General features: G+C 41.3%; 19 protein-coding genes. 14 read left to right on the top strand and 5 right to left on the bottom strand.

Annotation, left to right across the window (positions count from 1 at the left end; translation table 11 throughout):
- The first annotated feature begins 17 nt into the window (after positions 1-17).
- From ACIFOT_RS27830 to ACIFOT_RS27805, 6 genes are all read left to right on the top strand, one after another.
- A complete protein-coding gene (locus ACIFOT_RS27830) occupies positions 18-341 on the top strand; it encodes a hypothetical protein (RefSeq protein ID WP_430070832.1) in 324 nt (107 codons plus the stop codon).
- A gap of 38 nt (positions 342-379) precedes the next feature.
- Complete coding sequence (locus tag ACIFOT_RS27825) at positions 380-2341, top strand: putative thiazole-containing bacteriocin maturation protein (RefSeq protein WP_430070830.1); 1962 nt, start codon at positions 380-382, stop codon at positions 2339-2341.
- On the top strand, positions 2338-4290 hold the full coding sequence (locus tag ACIFOT_RS27820) for a TOMM precursor leader peptide-binding protein (protein ID WP_430070827.1): 1953 nt from the start codon (positions 2338-2340) through the stop codon (positions 4288-4290). The genes ACIFOT_RS27825 and ACIFOT_RS27820 overlap by 4 nt, the downstream gene beginning before the upstream one ends.
- 195 nt (positions 4291-4485) lie before the next feature.
- Positions 4486-4908: a DUF1801 domain-containing protein gene (locus tag ACIFOT_RS27815; protein ID WP_430070824.1), complete on the top strand. Its 423-nt coding sequence runs from the start codon at positions 4486-4488 to the stop codon at positions 4906-4908.
- Positions 4909-4958: 50 nt separating this feature from the next.
- Positions 4959-5153: a YwbE family protein gene (locus ACIFOT_RS27810; RefSeq protein WP_223589028.1), complete on the top strand. Its 195-nt coding sequence runs from the start codon at positions 4959-4961 to the stop codon at positions 5151-5153.
- Positions 5154-5186: 33 nt separating this feature from the next.
- On the top strand, positions 5187-5846 hold the full coding sequence (locus ACIFOT_RS27805) for a DUF429 domain-containing protein (protein ID WP_430070821.1): 660 nt from the start codon (positions 5187-5189) through the stop codon (positions 5844-5846).
- A 119-nt stretch (positions 5847-5965) separates the two neighbouring features.
- Here the strand turns inward: ACIFOT_RS27805 and ACIFOT_RS27800 are convergent, their stop codons facing one another.
- The 3 genes from ACIFOT_RS27800 to ACIFOT_RS27790 all read right to left on the bottom strand — a co-directional run bounded on the left by ACIFOT_RS27800 (position 5966) and on the right by ACIFOT_RS27790 (position 8658).
- On the bottom strand, positions 5966-6478 hold the full coding sequence (locus ACIFOT_RS27800; RefSeq protein ID WP_430070818.1) for a DoxX family protein: 513 nt from the start codon (positions 6476-6478) through the stop codon (positions 5966-5968).
- 199 nt (positions 6479-6677) lie between these two features.
- Entirely contained in the window at positions 6678-6854 is a 177-nt protein-coding gene (locus ACIFOT_RS27795) for a hypothetical protein (RefSeq protein WP_335444933.1), read from the bottom strand.
- Positions 6855-7047: 193 nt separating this feature from the next.
- Positions 7048-8658, bottom strand: a complete 1611-nt coding sequence (locus tag ACIFOT_RS27790) for a bifunctional metallophosphatase/5'-nucleotidase (RefSeq protein WP_430071147.1) — start codon at positions 8656-8658, stop codon at positions 7048-7050.
- Between the two features lie 217 nt (positions 8659-8875).
- Here ACIFOT_RS27790 and ACIFOT_RS27785 point away from each other — a divergent pair, with 217 nt between their 5' ends.
- The 3 genes from ACIFOT_RS27785 to ACIFOT_RS27775 all read left to right on the top strand — a co-directional run bounded on the left by ACIFOT_RS27785 (position 8876) and on the right by ACIFOT_RS27775 (position 11141).
- Complete coding sequence (locus tag ACIFOT_RS27785; RefSeq protein WP_430070815.1) at positions 8876-9652, top strand: class I SAM-dependent methyltransferase; 777 nt, start codon at positions 8876-8878, stop codon at positions 9650-9652.
- Between the two features lie 79 nt (positions 9653-9731).
- The gene (locus ACIFOT_RS27780; RefSeq protein WP_430070813.1) at positions 9732-9857 is read left to right on the top strand and encodes a hypothetical protein; all 126 of its coding nucleotides are present in this window, start codon (positions 9732-9734) and stop codon (positions 9855-9857) included.
- 108 nt (positions 9858-9965) lie between these two features.
- Positions 9966-11141, top strand: coding sequence for a GNAT family N-acetyltransferase (locus ACIFOT_RS27775; protein WP_430070810.1), 1176 nt, complete (start codon positions 9966-9968; stop codon positions 11139-11141).
- Positions 11142-11215: 74 nt separating this feature from the next.
- Here ACIFOT_RS27775 and ACIFOT_RS27770 read toward each other — a convergent pair whose 3' ends face one another.
- Together ACIFOT_RS27770 and ACIFOT_RS27765 are read right to left on the bottom strand one after the other, a co-directional pair.
- Complete coding sequence (locus ACIFOT_RS27770) at positions 11216-12205, bottom strand: glycoside hydrolase family 43 protein (protein ID WP_430070807.1); 990 nt, start codon at positions 12203-12205, stop codon at positions 11216-11218.
- Between the two features lie 260 nt (positions 12206-12465).
- Positions 12466-13617, bottom strand: a complete 1152-nt coding sequence (locus ACIFOT_RS27765; protein WP_430071144.1) for an ROK family protein — start codon at positions 13615-13617, stop codon at positions 12466-12468.
- 140 nt (positions 13618-13757) lie between these two features.
- Here ACIFOT_RS27765 and ACIFOT_RS27760 point away from each other — a divergent pair, with 140 nt between their 5' ends.
- The 5 genes from ACIFOT_RS27760 (at position 13758) to ACIFOT_RS27740 (ending at position 21435) form a co-directional block, all read left to right on the top strand.
- Complete coding sequence (locus ACIFOT_RS27760) at positions 13758-14750, top strand: Gfo/Idh/MocA family protein (RefSeq protein ID WP_430070804.1); 993 nt, start codon at positions 13758-13760, stop codon at positions 14748-14750.
- A gap of 58 nt (positions 14751-14808) precedes the next feature.
- Positions 14809-16959, top strand: a complete 2151-nt coding sequence (locus tag ACIFOT_RS27755) for a glycoside hydrolase family 52 protein (RefSeq protein WP_430071141.1) — start codon at positions 14809-14811, stop codon at positions 16957-16959.
- Between the two features lie 198 nt (positions 16960-17157).
- Positions 17158-18489, top strand: a complete 1332-nt coding sequence (gene xylA, locus ACIFOT_RS27750) for a xylose isomerase (protein ID WP_430070801.1) — start codon at positions 17158-17160, stop codon at positions 18487-18489.
- 68 nt (positions 18490-18557) lie between these two features.
- On the top strand, positions 18558-20057 hold the full coding sequence (gene xylB, locus ACIFOT_RS27745; RefSeq protein WP_430070798.1) for a xylulokinase: 1500 nt from the start codon (positions 18558-18560) through the stop codon (positions 20055-20057).
- 85 nt (positions 20058-20142) lie between these two features.
- Complete coding sequence (locus ACIFOT_RS27740; RefSeq protein WP_430070795.1) at positions 20143-21435, top strand: MATE family efflux transporter; 1293 nt, start codon at positions 20143-20145, stop codon at positions 21433-21435.
- Positions 21436-21598 lie beyond the last annotated feature (163 nt).

The following is a 21598-nucleotide window of genomic DNA, read 5'->3' as shown; positions in this document are numbered from 1 at the left end:
TATAGGTGGTATCGGCGGTGTCGGTGGTTTTCATCGCTGTTCTAGTTGCTTTAGATGTTCTAGTTGCTTTAGCTGTTCTAGCTGCTTTAGTTGTTCTAGCTGTTTTAGTTGTTCTAGCTGCTTTAGTTGTTTTAGTTGTTTTCATTGCGGAGGTCATCGCTGTGGAGGCTGTGGCAGGTGCGGCGGCCACCGTTGCGGCGGTTAAAAGCTCTGGTTTTGGAATAATGAAGTGGTCCCCCCATGTAAAGAGAACGCCCCTGCCTGAGTTTTTGCAGGGGTGTTCTGTATCAGATAGACATATGGGACAAATGGAGGTACATAGGATGATAGTGATGAATTGAAGCAGATTTGAGGATCATTGCAGCTAAGGAGGAACAATATGACAAGTTTGAACCCTTCTATGCGTCTGAAAGTAAAAAGGGACACTTTTTTTCTCCCTGATACTAACAATGGGGTGTATTTTCGGAACAACATTAGCTCGTTCCGTATGGAAGGCAGTACGATTAATCAGTGGGTTGAAAAGCTGTTTCCGATGTTAAACGGAGAGTACACGCTGGAGAATTTAACAGACGGATTACCGGGCCCATACAGGGAACGGATTTATGAAATTGCGGAAGTGCTGTATCGAAATGGGTTTGTCAGCGATGTAAGCAAAGACCATCCTCATCAATTGGAGGATCACTTGATTAAAAAGTACGGTCCCCAAATTGAATTTGTGAACAGTTTTGTCGATTCGGGGGCATACCGTTTTCAATCCTACCGGCAGGCCAAAGTGCTGGCAGTTGGATCGGGTCCTTTTTTTAGTTCGTTAGTTGTATCGTTGCTGGAATCGGGTTTGCCTAAGTTCAAACTGCTAATCACGGACAAGATACCGACCAATAAACGGCGGATAATGGAACTAGCAGAGCATGCTCGTAAAACAGATCAGGAGGTGGAAGTGGAAGAGATTGCATTTGAGGAGAATGGGGTTAGATTTTGGAGGGAAATCATCCAATCATTTGATGCCGTTTTGTATGTGTCAGAGGAAGGCGATCTGGAGGAACTGCGACTTCTTCATTCGGTTTGCCTGGAAGAGAAGAAGATTTTTCTCCCCTCTATTTGCTTACAAAAGGTCGGGATAGCGGGGCCGCTAATACATCCGGACTCTGGCGTGTGCTGGGAGTCTGCGTGGAGGCGATTGCACCATTCTGTGCTTATGAAAGACAGGCAAGTAGCCGGATTCTCTTCCAAAGCGGGAGCGATGTTGGCAAATGTAATTGTATTTGAATTGTTTAAAGAGATTACTGGAGTGACCAAATCAAAACAGAATAATGATTTCTTCCTTCTTGATTTGGAAACGATGGAAGGAAAATGGCATTCGTTCCTTCCGCATCCACTCGTGACTGGACGAATGTCCGCTAAATGGGTGGAGGATACCGAGATACTGGCCGAACATGGCTTGAGAAAAGGTGAGCCAAGTGAATTGCTTCTTTACTTCCACCAGTTGACATCAAAGGAATCAGGAATTTTCCATATTTGGGAAGAGGGGGATTTAAAGCAGCTTCCGTTAGCTCAGTGCCGCGTCCAAGCCGTTAATCCGTTGTCGGAGGGCCCTGCTGGATTACTGCATGAGATAGTCTCTACAGGTCTGACACACGAGGAGGCAAGAACAGAGGCAGGGCTTGCTGGGATTGAGTCATATGTGTCTCAAATGGTCGATCTAATTGTTCCAACACTAGCATCACATTCAGCTGGTAATAGTTTGATAGAATCACAAGAATTCGTCGGCATAGGTGCAGGGGAAACCGTTGCGGAAAGTGTATCTCGCGGGTTGCAAAAGTGTTTGGAGGAGGAACTGAGCAAGCAGGATCTTGGTAAAAGGAATTCTGTCGCACCAGTGCAGGTTAGGAAAATGGAAGATGAAAGGTGCAAGTTTTATTTGCAGTCATTGACTACCTTGCAGGGAGCGCCAATGATCGGATTAGGCAAGGAAATATTGGGTTTCCCTGTGGTATGGGTGGGAACGAATGAAGGATGGTACCGCAGTGTTGACTTGAATATAACGCTGGCTTTACGGAAAGCGTTACAAAACGCTGTTTTTGGAGTTCAAAACCAATCATCATTCAGCCCTGAGCTTCCACTGAAGTTTAGGTCAGTCCATCTCGAGGACAAGGAGCCGCAGAATATTGATATCCCTGCCAATAATGGAAGGATCGAAGCTCATTCTCTAAAGTCTGCATTAGAAGTTTTGGAACAAAACGATAAGCGGCTTTTGGTCTTTGAACTAGAGCTTGAGCCTTTTATAAAAGAGAAATTGGCAGGAGTGTTTGGTGTATTGCTTAAAGGGGAGGAATCCAGGTGAACCCAGTCGTATTGGTTGTCGGAGAAGGGGTACTGGCGGACCGTGTGTGCGAAGAATTATTCACCCATTACCATGTAGTGCGCCAAACCCAATTTGGGGCATTTTTACCGAAAAAAATGGATTTAGCTCTGGTGTTGCAGGATGCCTGGAATCCCTCTGACCATCTAAGGGCAGAAGAAGTTTTTAGGCGAACTGGCACTCCGTGGATGCGAGGGTTTGTTTCATTTGGAGAGGGTATAGTCGGGCCGCTTGTTCAACCGGGGGAACCGGGGTGCTCTAATTGTTCGGATATACGGCGTTTCATGGCAATGGCAGGACGCGATCGGAAAGAGATGAGGGAGATACATGGGAGGCTGAAGGAGGACGGCGGAATACAGCAGGATGCCTGGGCATCTCATGCGGGGCTTTTGCAGCTGGCACATTTCATTGGGGCGGAAGTAGACCGAATTTTGCAAGGTAATGATGCCCGCTCGGAAGGACAGATAGGTTTAATCAATTTGAAAACCTTAACGAGTTCATGGCATACCTTTCTGCCTGTCCCATCGTGTCCGGTTTGCAGCGGTGTACCCGACGATTCGGAGGAGGCTGCCCGCATTTCATTGCAACCGAGTCTTAAGGTCAGCGCTGACAGTTACCGCAGCCGATCGTTGGAGGAGCTGAAGAAGGTCCTGGTTAAAGACTATTTGGATCATCGAACCGGTTTGTTAAATGAAAAAATGGTTTATCTCGTACCGCCATTTGCCGATGTCAGTGTCAATCTGCCTTTGCTGCAGGGGGATGAGGGAACTGCAGGCAGAACCAATTCGTATGAAGTAAGTGAGTTAACCGCCATTTTGGAAGGACTAGAGCGGTACTGCGGACTGGAACCACGGGGGAAACGTACAGTAGTCTACGATAGTTTCATGAATTTGAAAAATAAAGCACTCGATCCTATCAAAGTAGGTGTGCACGCAAAGGAACAGTATGAGCGGAGTGGATTTCCATTCCAGGCTTTTAATCCTGAACGACCAATGAATTGGGTGTGGGGTTATTCATTTTTGGAAGAGCGCCCCATTCTTGTACCCGAATTGCTTGCTTATTACAGTTTGGGATGTGGGCAGCATGAATTTGTCTATGAAACTTCAAATGGATGCGCATTAGGCGGAAGCATGGAAGAAGCTATTTTCTACGGAATTATGGAAGTGGTGGAGCGTGATTCATTCCTGATGACCTGGTATGCGCAGTTGCCCCTGCCTCGTCTGGACCCAACTTCCTCAGACGACCAAGAATTACAGTTGATGATCGATCGCATGCGGGCCGTTGCGGGATATGATCTGTATTTATATAACTCGACAATGGAGCATGGAATTCCAAGTATTTGTGCGATTGCAAAAAACAGAAAGCAAAAGGGATTGAATCTCATCTGTGCAGCTGGAGCACATCTCGACCCGGTGCGTGCAGTTAAAAGTGCGGTTCATGAGCTGGCCGGCATGATGCTGACTCTTGACGAGAATTTTGAGACGAACCGAGAGGGATATTTAAGAATGTTACAGGATGCATCCCTGGTACAGCAAATGGATGATCATGGCATGCTCTACGGTTTGCCGCAGGCAGAGGAGCGTTTTAAGTTTTTACTGGATGATAATCGCCCATTGCGGTCATTTGCTGATGAGTTCAACTGGAAGTTGAATCATACGGATCTTACAGAAGATCTGAAGGATATTCTTCAAGTATTTCGCCGATTGGAACTTGATGTGATTGTGGTAGACCAGACGACACCGGAATTGATACGGAACGGATTGTATTGCGTAAAAGTGCTGATTCCGGGGATGCTGCCGATGACTTTCGGACATCACCTTACCCGCGTAACGGGTCTGGAGCGGGTGCTGAAGGTCCCAGTGGAACTCGGATATTTGAAAAATCCTCTGACAGTTGATCAGCTCAATCCACATCCCCATCCATTTCCATAAGGGGTGGCCAGGATATCACCCCCATCGGTTTTTACCGAAATCGCCGTTGGCTGAAGGGGAGTTTGAATGGTTAACTATTAAAAACCTTGCTGATTAACCCAGCAAGGTTTTTGCTATAATGGGAGAGAGAATAATTGGAAAAATGAATTATACAATAAGGCTGGCTGAATACCGTTATAAGGAGAGATAGATATAATGTATGAACTAAAAACAAAAGAAACAGAAAACAGTGTTATTGAGTTTATTGAGAAAGTTGATAGCCTTAAGAAACGGGAAGACGCTTATAAACTTTTAGATATTTTTACGGAAACCACCGGTTATCCAGCAAAGATGTGGGGACCAAGTATTATCGGATTTGGTTCGTATCATTACAAATATGAATCCGGCCACGAAGGCGATGCACCGCTAGTTGGCTTTTCTCCTCGAAAAGCAAAAATCAGTTTGTATTTTGCACCGGGTGATACAAAGCGAGAGGAATTGTTAAAGGACTTCGGGAAATATACAACTGGAAAAGCGTGTGTGTATATCAATAAAGTTGCGGATATTAATGTGGATGTTCTAAAAGAGTTAATTAACCAATCTGTATTGTTTTTGAAGAAAACCTATCCGAATCAATAAAGAGAAACAGTGCCAGCTGCTGTTCCCATAACTGAAAGGAGATAATTGAAATGTCAGGCACGATCCGAGAAAATATTAAACCCGGAATCAAAGTACGGGTTGTACAAAAACAAGACCAGCGTACCGGGAAATTAACTGAAGGTGTGGTCGCAAAATTACTAACCAAATCTGCCACACATCCGCACGGTATTAAGGTTATGCTGGAGAGCGGTATTGTTGGCAGAGTGAAGGAAATAGTGAATTAATCGGTAATAATAGTAGAAAGAGATGGCTATTTTATGAGAGTAATCGGTATTGATTTGTCCGGACCAAGCAATCATAGGGATACGGTTCTTTCCGTATTTGAAACACAAGGGAGCTATTTAAAATTTGTTAAATGGATTAGTCCTGTAAGCGATCAGGGAATCTTGAATGAGATTTTACAACAAAGTCAATTAGATGAAGTCGTTGTAGGCATTGATGCCCCATTATCCTATGAAGATGGGGGAGGAGACCGGCAAGGTGACCGTGAGCTAAGAAAGTTTATTACAGCATTAGGGATGAAACCCGGATCCATCATGACTCCCACTATGACCAGGATGGTGTATTTAACTTTAAGAGGAATCAGGCTTAGCAGGGAAATAGAAAGTCTTATAACCCCAAATCCTATTTCGATGGTAGAAGTGCATCCAGGCGCTGTTATTGGCTCAAGGATTTCTCCAGATGATTTGAAGTATGTTTTGAGCTACAAACAAAATCTATCAGCGAGAATGTTTATTTGGGACTGGCTCGGACAGCAAAACTTAACAGAACTCCCTATATTAAAAGAAGAACAAAGTCATTTTATCGATGCTTGTGCAGCAGCATTGGGTGCGTGGCATTGGAAGGATTCTTCTTTAGGACCGAAATGGGTTTTTCCTGCAAATCCTCCACTAAATCCCTATGACCTTTGTTGTTGATTTCCCTATTAATGTTGATAAAAAAATGAAGACCTTGCTGACATGCAGCAAGGTTTCTTTAATATAAAAGTGGCTATTTAATTGTGAAATCCCCTGAATGATGAAAGGGGCCATTTTCATTATGCACTTTGGGAAATTTGTTCATTCCCTGATTTCTTATATATCAATCTTCCAAGGTAAGGTGTAAGCCAACGATCCAATCCAAGTTTTCCTGCATTCATTCCTGCTGCAAGAATAATCAATCCTAATAAAACCATCTGTGGATTTGTACTTGTTGTTCCTGATAACATATAGGCAAAGTTCATTGTAAGCCCCATAAGCAGGGAAAGTGATGTGAAAATGCCTAAAATTAATCCGAGTCCTACTAAAAATTCTCCCCAAGGAACCATTACATTAAAAAGATCGACATATGGAATGGCAACCTCTTTTAGAAAATTGCCCCACCAAGGCTGCACTGCAGGATGGTCACCAGACATATTATTAACTGCACCATTCAAAAAGCCGGCTGCATCAAATGTTCCACTAGAGATTTTCCCCCAGCCAGCATTTAACCACTGCCAGCCAAGATAGAGTCGAAGTACAGTAAGGATTAAGGATACATAACGGTTTTTCTTTAAAAATTGAATAAACATATTCATACCTCCTGAGTTAATTGATAACAATTATCAATGATATCGATTATCATTATCATTTAATATTCTAGGAATATCAATGAGGAATAGGCACCAAAAATATTTTCCAATTATAGATAAATATTCCTAAACTAGTAGATAGTTATAATGCAAACAAGACGGCAGGGGCCGCCTCATTCTTTAATTATGTTGATATTCCTTATTGACCAGAATTACCGTCGTCACTTTGTGAACCATCATCAGTTTGTGAGCCATCATCTGTTTGTTGGGTATTGGGATCATCTGTTTTCGAGCTAGTGTCTGAGCATGCAGTAGCCGCGCCAAGTAACATCAATGCTGACATCAGAGCAAAAAACCACTTTTTGAAAGATTTCATTTTTATTCCTCCTTGAATGCTTGCATTTGGTATTACAGTCTTATAATACAAGTTTTAAAATAAAAAAGAATGGTATTTTCCATTTCTTAACATAACTTAACCCTTTCATTAAACAGCCGAAATATTCATTATTCAAAATTTACAGATTATTAACGAAATTCATATCCTCTTAAATTTCGGTGGGGTCATTACCTTATTGGATTTTTTGAATCCGTCCTTCAATGATGGGAGTGAGCGGAACTGTAAACTGTAACAGGTATTTTTTTAACACATCAACATCTATAGAACCAACAGTTTTATGCGTCCCTTCAAGGAAAACCTTGAAGTTGTCACCGCCCCCGGCAAGATAGTCATTTACTGTAACGGTGTATGTTTCTTTCGGATCAAGCAATGTTCCTTTAGTAGTGAAAATATCAACCGCTTTGTTCCCAACCGGTTTCGTGTCGTCCCAGGTATATTTCAACCCGGAAATTTGCAGCATTCTTAATTTACCTGGCTGCCATTGTTGATTTAAAAGGAGGCGGATTTGATCGCCAGTCAGCGTCATTTTCACGAGTTTCCGTTTAAAAGGCAGGATGGTTAATAACTCCTCATAGGTGATGCCTCCGTCATGAAGGTCCGCCCGAATTCCTCCAGGGTTAATAAATGCGAAATCGGAATGCATCTCTTTCCTCTGAGAATCAGCAATGAGATTACCCAATGCGGATTCTCCATCTTTGTTTCGATTGCTAGTAATGGCATTAGCAGCCTTGCCAACGACTTCATCAACAAAGGAAGAAACATCAGCTTCATACTTATCTACCATTTTCTTGATTTCTTCATCCAATTTAATCGAATCCTGATAGACCATTACAATTTCTGCCTTTTTGCTTACTATCTCTTTTGTGATGGGATCAATCTCTAAAGAAACTTCGGAGAAGGCTGATCCATAAGAATAGGCTTGAACAAGCAGCTTTCCATTGACTACTGTATTAAGATACGTATGGCTGTGTCCGGCAAACATCACGTCAACCTCTGGGTCTACCCTTTTGGCCATTTTAACGATTTCTCCACTAGCGGGTCCGCCTGGAGTGGACTGCCTGCCTTCATTATGAGCCAATACAACAATCGCTTTTACACCTTGTTTCTTTAACTGTGACACCGCTTTATTAATAGCGGTTACTTCATCGACGAATTTAATGTCTCTTATTCCATCAAGATTAACCATGGATGGTGTATCGTCTAATACAACGCCAATAAATCCGATTGGTATGTCATTTACTTTGAAAATTTTATAGGGAGGAAGGAGTGGTTTACCTGTTTTGGTGTTAATAACATTGGCACATATATAGGGGAATTGAGTACCTTCAAAATATCCAGTATTGGGGTGGAATCCTCCTTGAATCAAGCGCATCATCTCTTTCACACCTTGGTCAAATTCGTGATTTCCCAAGGTTCCCACATCGAAGCCTATTTTGTTTAGCACTTTGATCGTTGGTTCATCCTGCAGGAGCGAGGATACGGGGGCACTTGCCCCAACCATGTCACCTGCATGAACCAAAAGGGTGTTCTTATTCTTTGCTTTCCTTTCCTTCAAATAGGCTGCGAGATAATCTGCTCTGCCTACATTTTTTCCATTGAATTTTCGGGTGATGTTTAGCTGTCCGTGAAAGTCGTTAACGCCGAGTAGATGTAATTGAATGAACCGCTCCTTAATATTCGCGTTGCTTTGGGGGACGCCTTTTTTATCCGGAATCCCAGAGGCCATAACAATGCCCGCAGTCAAAGAAGTTGTAAGAACAAAAGCAAGAACTGCTTTGCTCATGGCGTTCCTATTCAATGATCCTTTCACTCTTTCCCTCGCCTCCCAATCCTCTAGTTGTTACAACTAAAGCATAAGGAAGGAATGTTAAGTTTGATTGAAATTATTGTCAATTTTCAGTTAATTTAAAACGGTTATTGCTGCTGAAATAATTTGTGATAAATACTTACTGTGTGGTAAAATTTAACTGTTTAGAATGGAATCGAGGAGGGGAGTTAAAATGGGAATTGATTTTCATAGTAAAAAAAATCGTGTTACATATACAACCAGAACGACTGATCACACTTGGACTGAAGCCATAAAAAACCTTGTGCCTATCGAAAAAATTTCTAAAGCGGTAGATATAGGCTGTGGCGGAGGAATTTATTCAATGGCACTATCAGACATGGGTGTTGCCATGGTAACAGGTGTCGATTTTTCCGAACCTATTCTTGAAGGAGCAAGAGAAAACTGTAAAGAATATAAAAACATATCCTTTAAGCATGGAAGTTCGTTTGCATCTGGTTTAGAGAGTAATAGTTTTGATTTGCTGCTGGAAAGAGCATTAATTCACCATTTTAAGGATTTACCAGCCTGTTTCAATGAAGCAAATCGAATTCTTAAGGAGGATGGTTTCTATATCGTTCAAGACCGTACTCCAGCTGATTGTCTACTAGAAGGAACTAATAGCCATATTAGAGGATATTTCTTTGAACTTTTTCCACGATTAATTGAAACGGAAACGAAGCGCCGGCACGATACTCAAACTGTTGTCTCAGCTCTTAAGGAAGCAGGATTTAAAGATATTCAAGAGATAACATTATGGGAAACAAGAAAGGTGTATGAAACGAAAGGTCAATTACTTCAAGATTTGAGTGAAAGAACAGGCAGAAGTATTCTTCATGAATTAGATGATAACGAATTAAAAGTATTAATAAATCATATCGATGAGTCACTTAAATCAGAGACGAATATTGTTGAAAAAGATAGATGGACCATTTGGAAGGCAGTGAAATAATCTTTCAAGAGAATCATTAATAATATTTTCATTGCAAGTAAAAAATATAAATCCATACAAATTAAAGCAGGTGATCACAATGAAAGATGAGGAGAGAGATTTGCTGGCTGAAGCCCTTGAAAGGTATGAAAGTTTGGAAGCACAGGCAGGCGATGGGATCACAATCGCACAAATGGAAGATTTACTTAAGCAATGTTTTGAATGAGCTTGGGACGTCCTAAGCTTTTTATTTTTTGGCTGTATTAAAGGATAAAACTGGAATGTAAACGTTTCATGTGTGATAATTTCAGTTAATGAAAGAGGGGGTTGTCTAGTGTTAATAAGAGAAGTTACAGAAAATGAATTCTTAGATTCAATGAAACTATCAATGTATGCCTTTCAATATAAGGTTCCGGAATCTGAATTGCCAGCCAGAAAAGCAGCAGTGAAAAATCACAAAATTTTAGGAATATGGGATGAGAACCTTCTGGCCGCCAAATTGCACATTATCCCGCTAAACATTTACATGAATAATGCCGAATGGAAAATGGGCGGCATCGCCGGAGTCGCCACCTACCCGGAATATCGACGAAACGGGTATGTCAAAGCACTCATGATTGATTCCCTAAAACATATGAGGGATAACGATCAGATTGTATCGCTTCTGCACCCATTTGATACTTCTTTTTATCGGAAATACGGATGGGAAATATTAAGTGAAAAGAAAAAGATCACGATTGAAAAAATTGATCTGAAGTTTCTAGAACCGCAGGAAGGCTTTATTAGGAGATATTCCGAAGAGTCCCATAACGAGGAAATAGAACAAGTTTACGAGCAATTTTCTTCTCAATTTACAGGCATGCTGAAACGCGAGACAAATTGGTGGAAACAAAATGTATATGATGAAGATTCACAGCTTGCTGTCTACTATGATTCCGCGAGAGGGGCTAAGGGCTATATTTTGTACCGCGTGAAGGATAGAAAAATGGATATCGAAGAGCTGATGGCCCTTGACCACGGAGCAAGGACTGGGCTTTGGAATTTTATCTGCCAGCATGACTCCATGGTGGATACAGTAACAATAAATCTCGCAAGTCATGATCCTTTTCCTTATTTTCTAAAGCAGCCAAGAGTAAAAACTGAGTTATATCCATATTTTATGGCTCGAGTCGTAGATGCAGAGGGATGTTTACGGAGATTTTCGTTTAACAGTGAAGATGAGCCCCTATTCCTCCATCTTGAAGATTCACATGCACCTTGGAATAATGGAAGCTATTTACTTGGAAATGGCGAAATCAAGGTATTTAAAGAAAAAGCCGGAGGTCAATGTGTACACCCTCCTAAAAAAGGAATTCAATTGAATATCAATTCCCTTTCAGCGATTCTATTTGGATATAAACGGCCGATGGAGCTTTTTGAGATGGGATACTTAAAGGGATCCAAGGCAGAGATTGAGCTTTTTGAAAAAAAGGTTCCAGTGATGAGATCTTCGTTTTTTGATTTCTTTTAATTTGAAACCGGGAGCCCCATTCGGACTCATCGAATGAAAAAAGCTGGCCTCAATCATTGAAGCCAGCTTTCAATTTACTTATTATCCCCATAAGGGTCTATTGTTTGAATCGTTCCGTCTTCGTTATATTTTAATTCAGTGTATTTCACAGAGCGTTTATGGTCGACTCCATCGGATAACGAGCAATCGTGATAAAACAGATACCACTTGTCTTTAAACTGGACAATCGAATGATGGGTGGTCCAGCCGATTACAGGGGTAAGGATCGTCCCTTTGAACACAAAGGGGCCCTGTGGATTTTCACTTACTGCATAAACAATTTTATGAGTGGTACCCGTAGAATAGGATAGATAGTAAAGCCCACTGTATTTATGAACCCATGGGCCTTCGAAATATCTCCGGTCTTCGTCACCTGCAAGAATCGGGTTGCCTTCTTCATCGATAATGGAGATTTCCTGCGGTTCGCTTTTAAACGTCAGCATATCGTCGTTTAATTCAGCTACTCTTGGTCCTATTGCCGGTGCGGTTGGAGCTGGACCATCAGCATCAGGATTGAATGTACCTGTCTGCCACTTTTCCAGCTGCCCGCCCCATAGGCCGCCAAAATAAACAAATGCTCTTTCATCGTCATCCACCAACACAGCGGGGTCAATACTGAAGCTGCCCGGTATATAATTTTCCTCTGGAGTAAAAGGTCCAGCTGGATTAGGGCTTGTTGCGACGCCAATTCTGAAAATGCCATCTTTATCTCTTGCTGGGAAATATAAATAATAGGTGTTATTTTTATATGCTGCATCGGGTGCCCAAAGCTGTTTGCTTGCCCAAGGAACATCCTTTAAGTGAAGCGCTTCCCCATGGTCTACACATGGTGCGTTGGCATCATCCATCGATAAAACATGGTAATCTTCCATCGCATATTGGTCGCCATTATCATTTGAAGGCCCGTCATGATCAAGGTCATGTGAAGGATAAATATAAAGCTTACCTTCAAATACATGGGCAGAAGGATCTGCAGTAAAGATGTGCGTAACTATAGGTTCATTAGGTTTAGAATTTTTCTCCATACTATCCCTCCATTAAATAGAATCGGTATTTATAAAATTATTATACCTGAAGTTGGTTAACTTTGTACATCCATTAAACTAACTTTTTGTCGAATATTTTTTATTGAGGGCGTTCATAAGGACAACAAAAAAAGCCAAAAGGAAGCAAAAGTTGTCCCCTTAGATCTTTTCAAAAATGACATAGAAATACAGCAATAGTTAAAAACAGCCCTGCCTTCATTAAAAGGCAGGGCTGGACGATTTCGTCAGTAATTTTCGATTTAGGAAGTTCTGGCTTCTTCTTTGATAAAGTTCTCAACAACAAAAGCAGATACACCTAATACAGTTGAATACTTTCCAAGCTTGGAAAAGTCTAATTGCAATTCCTTCTGATGATGTGAGAGGGTGTGATTTTCAATAATCGTTCGGATAGGCTGTTCCATCCATTCTTTTGCCATAGCTAATCGGTTTCCGATGATCACCTGGTCCGGGTTGAACGTATTAATAATGTTATTAATACCAAACCCGAGGTAATGGCCGATTTCTTCAAAGAGATGCTTAGCTGTTTCATCACCATTTTCAGCAAGCTTAATCAATTCCTCAAGTGAATCCGTATTTTTGCCAGCCATCTCCAGCAGAGCATTCTCTGATGCATATGCCTCCCAGCATCCTCTGCTGCCGCAATTACACAGCTTACCGTTGAGATCAATGATCATATGTCCCATTTCGCCGGAGAAACCATTTCTCCCTTGATATAACACTTTGTTTAAGATAATCCCCACACCGATTCCAATTCCAGCACTAATATAAATAATGTTCTGATAGTCTTGACCTGCCCCAAGCTGTTGCTCGCCAACAGCCCCTGCATTAGCCTCGTTTTCAATCATGACAGGGACATGAAATTCATTCTCAAGATCGGATTTTAACTGAACATTTTTCCATCCTAAGTTCGGAGCCAGAAGGACAGACCCCTCTTTGTTAACTATCCCGGGCACACCTACTCCAATCCCGACAATGCCATATCTGCTGCCAGGCATCTCATTGATGATTGATCGAATCATATTTTTAACGATGCTCATGACTTCAGAATAGACAGTTTGTTCAAGGGGTTGATTTTTCTCAATTAGAATATTGCCTTTTAAATCCGTCAAAACACTTAGAACATAATTAACGCCAATATCAATCCCAATTGCAAACCCCGCAACTTTATTGAAATGAAGGATAACAGGACGTCGGCCGCCGCTTGATTCACCTGGCCCTGATTCATAAATAAGTTCTTCCTCTAATAGTTCGTTTACCAAAGAAGAAACGGTTGCCTTATGCAAGCCGGATACTTGGGCAATGTCTGCTCTTGAAATTGGTTCTTTTTCGATAATTAATTGTAATACGAGTGCTTTATTATTTTTTTTAACAATCTGCTGATTCCAGGTCATCGTTTTCACAATAAAACTCCTTCTGCGGTATTAAATTTATTTTAACATAAACTTAGTTTATTGGATATACAAACAGAGATTCAGATGTTATAATCGACTTAGTTTAACGAATATACAAAGGTGTTTGAGGAGGGAGATAATTGAGGAGGATTCGATGGGGAGTCATTAGCACAGCAGATATTGCTAAAACAAAAGTAATTCCAGCGATTTTACAATCAGACTTTGCTGAAGCAGCGGCTATTGCCAGCAGGGGTGACAAGGCGAATGATATTGCGGAGAGATTCTCAATCCCGAAATTTTATGATTCCTATCATAAGCTGCTTATGGATCAAGAAATTGAAGCCGTTTACATCCCGCTTCCCAATCATTTGCATAAACAATGGGTGATCGAAGCTGCGAAACATGGGAAGCACGTCCTTGTCGAAAAGCCGGCTGCCTTAACTGCTAGCGAAACACAAGAGATGGTGGATTGCTGCCGTGAGAATAATGTGATTTTCATGGAAGCCTTTATGTATCAATTTCATCCTCAACATCATAGAGTTCGAGAAATAGTAGCATCGGGTGAAATTGGCGAAATCAAATTCATGCGGGCAAGTTTTTCTTTTTTCTTAAAAGATGAGCTGACCAATATCCGTATGAAAAAGGAAATGGGCGGCGGCAGTATTTATGATATCGGCTGTTACTGTATCCATGCCATCCGTAACACCATGGAATCTGAACCTGTCAGAGTGGAAGCGTTCGCGGAACTCGATCCGCGAACTGGAATCGACCGATCCGCGATTGTCTATATGAAGCTGGAAAATGGAATAAACACTGTATTTGATTGCAGTTTTGATATGTCTTTTAGACAAGAATATGAAATTGTTGGAACAAAGGGCAGAATTACTGTTCCGGCAGCCTACCGACCTGATGTGGCAGACAGTGGAGGAGCCATTCTAATTCAATCGGAGAATGGGCAACGTTCTGAAATGATTAGCGCTGATCAATATAAAATGCAAATCGACCATTTTTCACAGGCTATTATAGAAAGTTACCAACCTTCTTATTCAGCAGAAAATACACTTAAAAACATGAAGGTTATTGATGCTTGTTACCAATCCATTAAAAGCAGGCAAACAGTAACATTAATTTAATTGTCATTCATTGAAATGGTGGAGCTATATATTATATTTGGGAGAGCAGGTGACGAAATTGGTTAAGAATATGTTTTTCAATGCACATCATTCACCAATCGGGGCATTTTCAAGTTTCACACTAGGATTTTATGGGAACGGCGGCGGTTTGGATTTGGAACTAGGCCGTTCACCACGGAAGAATGTATATGTAGGTGTGGAATCTTTGGAACAAAAAGGCATTTACAATGCCTTGCCGTTCTTTGAAGTGGCTGATGATGAAAGCAAGCGCTATGACATCGAAAATATGGATCCAAACCCAGATAAACCGAAGATTATCCTGCCATACAAGAAGGAACAAATCCAACGTGATTTTCAATTAGGAACAGACTCATGGAAGGCCGGTGATTTAACTTTTACCATTTATTCTCAAGTTCAATCTGTACCGGACCCTTCATCGGCGGCAGATGAGGAATTGAAGAAGACGTTAATACCTGCTGTTTGGGCGGAGCTTACCATTGATAACACAAAGGGAGCTAGGAGCCGCCGGGCTTTCTTTGGCTATCAAGGAAGTGACCCTTACAGTTCCATGCGCCGTTTGGATGATACGAGTGATGGCATTTCTGGTATTGGCCAAGGACGTTTAACCGCAATTACCACGAATAATCCTGAAGTGAAATCTGCCTTGCACTTTAGTTTGGAAAATATTTTAACCACGCCATTGGAAGAGAATTGGACATTCGGTCTTGGACCGCTGGGGGCACTTGTGATGGACGTTCCAGCCGGCCAAACACGGACCTATCATTTTGCGATTTGTTTCCACCGCGGCGGATTTGTGACGGCTGGATTGGATGCTTCCTACTTTTACACAAGATATTTTCCTAATATCGAAACGGTAGCAGCTTTTGCATTAGAAAACTTTGATGAATTTACAGGTCGTGCTAAACAAGCGAATAGTTTAGTAGATAACCCGAACTTATCAGATGATCAAAAGTTCATGATGATTCATTCGATTCGCAGCTATTATGGCTCCACACAACTATTGGATGCCGATGGCGAACCCTTCTGGGTAGTAAATGAAGGGGAATACCGGATGATGAACACCTTTGATCTAACGGTTGACCAAATTTTCTTCGAATTAAAAATGAATCCATGGACTGTAAAAAATGAGCTGGATATGTTTGTAAGCCGTTTTAGCTATGAAGATAAGGTGCGTTTTCCAGGGGAGGAAACAGAATATCCAGGCGGAATCAGCTTTACGCATGATATGGGAGTAGCCAATACTGTTTCTAGACCGCATTATTCTTCATACGAACTGTACGGTTTAGATGGATGTTTCTCTCACATGACTTATGAACAGTTAGTAAACTGGGTGTTATGCGCAGCCGTTTATGTAGAACAAACAGGGGATCATCAATGGTTAAAGGCTACTTTAGAAGTTTTTGTTCGCTGCTTTGAAAGTATGCTGAATCGTGATCATCCTGAAGCAGATAAGCGTGATGGAATTATGGGACTCGATTCGACACGTGTCATGGGCGGAGCGGAAATCACCACTTATGATAGTCTAGATGTTTCGCTTGGACAGGCAAGAAATAATATTTATCTGGCGGGCAAGACATGGGCATCATATGTGGCATTAGAAAAGCTTTTCAGAGACAACGGTCTGGATGGCCTTTCAAAAGAGGCCGGCGTTCAAGCTGAAAAATGTGCAGCTACGATTGTCTCACAGGTAACTCCTGGCGGATATATTCCGGCTGTTATCAAAGAAGGAAATGATTCGAAAATTATCCCTGCCATTGAGGGGCTGATTTTCCCATATTATACAAATACTCAGGAAGCGTTAGATCCTAATGGCCGATTTGGAGCCTATATTCAGACATTAAAAACGCACCTAGAAACAGTTTTAACAGAGGGAGTCTGTTTGTTCGAAGACGGGGGATGGAAGATTTCATCTACCAGCAATAACTCCTGGTTGAGTAAAGTTTACCTCTCTCAGTTTATTGCCCGTGAGATCCTGGGATGGGAGTGGGATGAAAAAGGGGCAAAGTCAGATGCAGCCCATGTTGCCTGGCTGACACATCCAACTTTATCTGTTTGGAGCTGGAGTGATCAAATTATCTCAGGTGAAATCGCTGGGAGTAAGTATTATCCACGTGGAGTCACCAGCATCTTATGGCTGGAAGAAAGTAAAAAATCTGCACCTTTAAGTAAGGTTGGACAGCAGGCTTAATAAAGATAAAGGCTGTTTGAGCTTAAACAAGCAGCCCTTTAAAATAATTTTAGATAAACTTAGTTTATTGAATAGACAAACAAAGTTTAGAGTGCTATAATTTGATTAAACAAGGGGAAACAGATTAAAAGATCTACGACCCTTTTGTAAGCAGTTACAATATAATCAGAAACCACAAACTACTAGGAGGCATACCTCATGGCATATTTCGAAACGGTAAACAAAATTCAATTTGAAGGCGCTTCATCAAAAAATCCATTGGCATTTAAATACTATAACCCTGAAGAAAAAATTAACGGCAAAACCATGGAAGAAATCTTGCGTTTCTCAGTAGCATACTGGCACACATTTACTGCTGATGGAACAGATCCATTTGGGGTAGGTACAGCCATCCGTTCATGGGATCGTTTTAAAGGATTAGACTTGGCAAAGGCACGCGTAGAAGCGGCATTTGAACTTTTTGAAAAATTAAATGTGCCTTTCTTCGCATTCCACGATGTGGATATTGCCCCAGAAGGAAGCACTTTAAAAGAATCGAACGAAAACCAAGATGTTATCGTGGCAATGATTAAAGAATACATGAAAACGAGCAAAACGAAATTGCTTTGGAACACAGCGAACATGTTCACGAATCCTAGATATGTGCATGGAGCTGCGACTTCTCCAAACGCAGACGTGTTTGCTTACTCTGCAGCCAAGGTGAAAAAAGGCCTAGAGGTAGCAAAAGAACTTGGTGCGGAAAACTATGTATTCTGGGGCGGCCGCGAAGGCTATGAAACTCTTCTTAACACAGATATGAAGCTTGAACAAGACAACTTGGCACGCTTCTTCCATATGGCAGTAGACTATGCTAAAGAAATTGGCTTAAATGTTCCATTCTTAATTGAGCCAAAACCAAAAGAGCCTACAAAGCATCAATATGATTTTGATGTGGCTACTGGACTCGCATTCTTACAAAAATATGATCTAACAGATTACTTCAAGTTTAATATCGAAGCCAACCATGCGACACTGGCTGGTCATACTTTTGAGCACGAGCTTAGAACGGCACGTATTAACGGTATGCTTGGATCTGTTGATGCAAACCAAGGGGATACATTGCTTGGCTGGGATACAGATGAATTCCCAACTGACTTATACACTAATACACTAGCCATGTATGAAATTCTGAAAAATGGCGGACTAGGCAGCGGCGGCTTAAACTTCGATGCTAAAGTCAGAAGAGGTTCGTTCGAGCCGGAAGATCTATTCTACTCACACATTGCCGGCATGGATGCATTTGCTGTCGGCCTGAAAGTGGCAAATAAATTAATTGAAGATAAAGTACTAGATAGCTTTATTGAGGAACGCTACAGCACCTTTACAAAAGGAATCGGTTTAGAAATCGTGGAAGGCAGAACAAACTTCCGTGAGCTAGAGGCTTATGCCCTTCAATTAACAGAAATTAAGAATATTTCAGGCAGAACAGAACGTCTTAAAGCTGTCATTAATCAATATTTACTAGAAACTCTTTCAAGTGTAACCGTTTAATAATAATGAATGAAAAAAGTGCTGGCAGCCTATTACTCCAGCACTTTTTTTAGAAAAGGATGATAAGGATGAAATACGTTATTGGTGTTGACCTCGGAACGAGTGCGGTAAAAATCTTACTCGTCAATCAGAATGGTGAAGTGTACAAAGAAGTATCAAAAACCTATCCCCTCATTATTGAAAAATCAGGCTACAGCGAACAAAACCCGGAAGAGTGGGTCGAAAAAACCACTGCAGGTTTAGCTGAACTAATCGGGCAATTCGATGGAGATGTAAACGATATCGAGGGCATCAGCTTCTCGGGGCAGATGCATGGCCTTGTTCTTTTAGACCAGGATAATCAGGTGCTGCGAAACGCGATTTTGTGGAATGATACGAGAACAACGAAACAATGTCAAGAAATCTACGAGGTGGTTGGCAAACAGCGTTTATTAGAGGTGACCAAAAACCCGGCCTTAGAGGGTTTTACCCTGCCAAAAATTCTTTGGGTACAAGAAAAAGAGCCTGAAATTTTTGAACGGGCGAATGTCTTTATGCTTCCAAAGGATTATCTCCGTTACCGAATCACTGGAAATATCCACATGGAATATTCTGATGCGGCGGGAACCTTGCTGTTAAATGTCGCAAATCGTGATTGGAGCAGAGAGATTTTAGAACGATTTGGTCTTTCCGCTGAATTCTGCCCCACATTAGTGGAATCTCATGCCTTTGTTGGAACGATTACGGCTGAATTTGCCGGAGCAACTGGATTATCGGAAGCAACTAAAGTATTTGCCGGCGGTGCGGACAATGCCTGTGGCGCTATTGGTTCAGGGATTCTTTTTGAAGGCAAAACGTTATGCAGCATCGGCACTTCAGGAGTCGTTCTTTCTTATGAAGAAAGAAATGATCTGGATTTTGAAGGGAAGGTTCACTACTTTAATCACAGCGAAGAAAATGCTTACTATACAATGGGTGTAACCCTGGCGGCTGGTTACAGTCTAAGCTGGTTTAAAGATACATTCGCCGGCGCTGAAGCCTTTGATCAGTTTTTAGAAGGTGTTGAGGATGTATCGGCAGGAAGTAATGGATTATTATTCACTCCTTATTTAGTCGGTGAAAGAACTCCTCATGCAGATTCAAATATTCGCGGAAGCTTTATTGGCATTGATGCAGCACATAAGCGGAAGCATTTTGCCCGGTCTGTACTCGAGGGAATCACCTTCTCCTTAAATGAATCAATTGAAATCTTTAGAAATAACGGAAAGACAATTGATTCAATTATTTCGATCGGCGGAGGGGCCAAGAACGAAACATGGCTGCAAATGCAGGCAGATATCTTTAATGCAAAAATTGAAAAGCTTACAAGTGAACAAGGACCTGGAATGGGAGCGGCAATGTTAGCGGCATATGGCTGCGGCTGGTATCTATCCTTAAAGGAATGTGCACAAGTATTTATTCAAACTGCCAAAACCTATTACCCTGTTCCGGAAAATGTGGAAACTTACAAGAAACTATTTACCATCTATCAACAAGTTTATTCACAAACAAAGGAACTAAATGAGCAATTACGAGCATTTAGAAAGTAACAAATGAAGCCACTCAAGCTGCTCCAGCTTGGGGGCTTTATGTTTATCAACTAACCTTTTCAGGTTAAGAAGAGGATAATTACAAATGAAAAGATCCAAAAAAAACATCTCCCCACAATTAAGTCTATTTACGATTACTTGGCCCATTTTCGTCGAATTATTTCTGCAAGTAGTCATGGGCAGCTCCGATACGATTATGCTTTCGCATATTTCAGATGATGCTGTCGCAGCTGTGGGTGTGGCAACTCAACTCATATTTTTATGTATTCTAATCTTTAACTTTGTCTCGAGTGGGACCGCCGTTGTTCTTTCACAGTACTTAGGTGCAGGCCTAAAAAATGATGCCATGACGGTCACAGCTATCTCCATTTCTCTAAACCTTGTTATAGGCATTGTGATTAGTTTATTAATGGTTATTTTTAAATCAGAACTGTTACTGTTATTTCATCTTCCGGAACAGATTGCTGAACTTGGGGAACAATATCTGACTATTGTGGGAGGAACAGTATTTATCCAAGCAGTATTAATAACAGTTTCAGCTATTTTAAGGGCAAATGGTTACACCAGGGATGCGATGATGGTTTCGATTTTAATGAATGTAATCCATTTAGCTGGAAATGCACTCTTCATTTATGGATTGCTGGGGATTCCGAAAATGGGTGTGATTGGAGTTTCGATTTCAACTGCTATCAGCAGGACGATCGCATTGGTCATTATTATGAAGTTAATGTATGCACGAATCCCGATTAAGCTTAAGTTGAAAGAATATGTATCGATTGATTCTCTTCAAATTAAAAAGATTTTGAAAATTGGAATTCCTGCTGCAGGAGAACAAATTTGTTACAATCTCAGCCAGCTGGCCATCACTGCCATCATTGCTATTTTGGGAGCTGCATCATTAACAACCCGCGTTTATACGCAGAACATTATGTCCTATATTCTTGTGTTTGGTCTGGCCGTAGGACAAGGGACGCAAATCCTAATTGGCTACAAGGCAGGGGCCAGGGATTTTGATGGTGCCTATCGGCAATTATTGAAAAGCTTGAAGTACAGCCTATTTATGACGGTGGGAATAGCTATATTCATCGCTTTCTTTAGGGAAACACTGATGAGTTTTTTCACCTACGATCAAGAAATTGTTATCTTGGGGAGTAAATTATTATTGTTGTGTCTTATCCTTGAGCCGGGCAGAACATTTAATTTGGTGGTGATAAATGCTTTGCGTGCAACCGGGGATGCCAACATTTCGCTGGTAATGGGTGTTCTATCAATGTGGGGAATAAGCGTTTCATTAGCTTATTATCTAGGGATCCACCTTGGATATGGATTGCCCGGGATATGGATTGCCCGGGATATGGATTGCCTTTATTGCAGATGAATGGTTTAGAGGAATTACTATGTATTTTAGGTGGAGAAGCAGGGCCTGGGAAAAGAAAGTATTGATTCAAAACCAGGTTACGACTTCCGCTTAAATAATGGCTTTATGAAAGTCTGTGTTAAACATTATTGTTGATTTTTTAACATTGTTGATTGGAGCGGAA

This window comes from Neobacillus sp. NRS-1170, from assembly GCF_050468025.1.
The sequence above is the reverse complement of the archived record's forward strand: the minus strand, read 5'-3'. Positions and strand labels throughout refer to the sequence as shown.

Excerpts from the sequence above, each read along its gene's own strand:
- xylA (WP_430070801.1), top strand. The coding sequence starts at position 17,158 with ATGGCATATTTCGAAACGGTAAACAAAATTCAATTTGAAGGCGCTTCA.
- ACIFOT_RS27785 (WP_430070815.1), top strand. The coding sequence starts at position 8,876 with ATGGGAATTGATTTTCATAGTAAAAAAAATCGTGTTACATATACAACC.
- ACIFOT_RS27825 (WP_430070830.1), top strand. The coding sequence starts at position 380 with ATGACAAGTTTGAACCCTTCTATGCGTCTGAAAGTAAAAAGGGACACT.
- ACIFOT_RS27800 (WP_430070818.1), bottom strand. The coding sequence starts at position 6,478 with ATGTTTATTCAATTTTTAAAGAAAAACCGTTATGTATCCTTAATCCTT.
- ACIFOT_RS27790 (WP_430071147.1), bottom strand. The coding sequence starts at position 8,658 with ATGAGCAAAGCAGTTCTTGCTTTTGTTCTTACAACTTCTTTGACTGCG.
- ACIFOT_RS27810 (WP_223589028.1), top strand. The coding sequence starts at position 4,959 with ATGTCAGGCACGATCCGAGAAAATATTAAACCCGGAATCAAAGTACGG.
- ACIFOT_RS27780 (WP_430070813.1), top strand. The coding sequence starts at position 9,732 with ATGAAAGATGAGGAGAGAGATTTGCTGGCTGAAGCCCTTGAAAGGTAT.
- ACIFOT_RS27765 (WP_430071144.1), bottom strand. The coding sequence starts at position 13,617 with ATGACCTGGAATCAGCAGATTGTTAAAAAAAATAATAAAGCACTCGTA.
- ACIFOT_RS27770 (WP_430070807.1), bottom strand. The coding sequence starts at position 12,205 with ATGGAGAAAAATTCTAAACCTAATGAACCTATAGTTACGCACATCTTT.
- ACIFOT_RS27805 (WP_430070821.1), top strand. The coding sequence starts at position 5,187 with ATGAGAGTAATCGGTATTGATTTGTCCGGACCAAGCAATCATAGGGAT.
- ACIFOT_RS27815 (WP_430070824.1), top strand. The coding sequence starts at position 4,486 with ATGTATGAACTAAAAACAAAAGAAACAGAAAACAGTGTTATTGAGTTT.
- ACIFOT_RS27795 (WP_335444933.1), bottom strand. The coding sequence starts at position 6,854 with ATGAAATCTTTCAAAAAGTGGTTTTTTGCTCTGATGTCAGCATTGATG.
- ACIFOT_RS27740 (WP_430070795.1), top strand. The coding sequence starts at position 20,143 with ATGAAAAGATCCAAAAAAAACATCTCCCCACAATTAAGTCTATTTACG.
- xylB (WP_430070798.1), top strand. The coding sequence starts at position 18,558 with ATGAAATACGTTATTGGTGTTGACCTCGGAACGAGTGCGGTAAAAATC.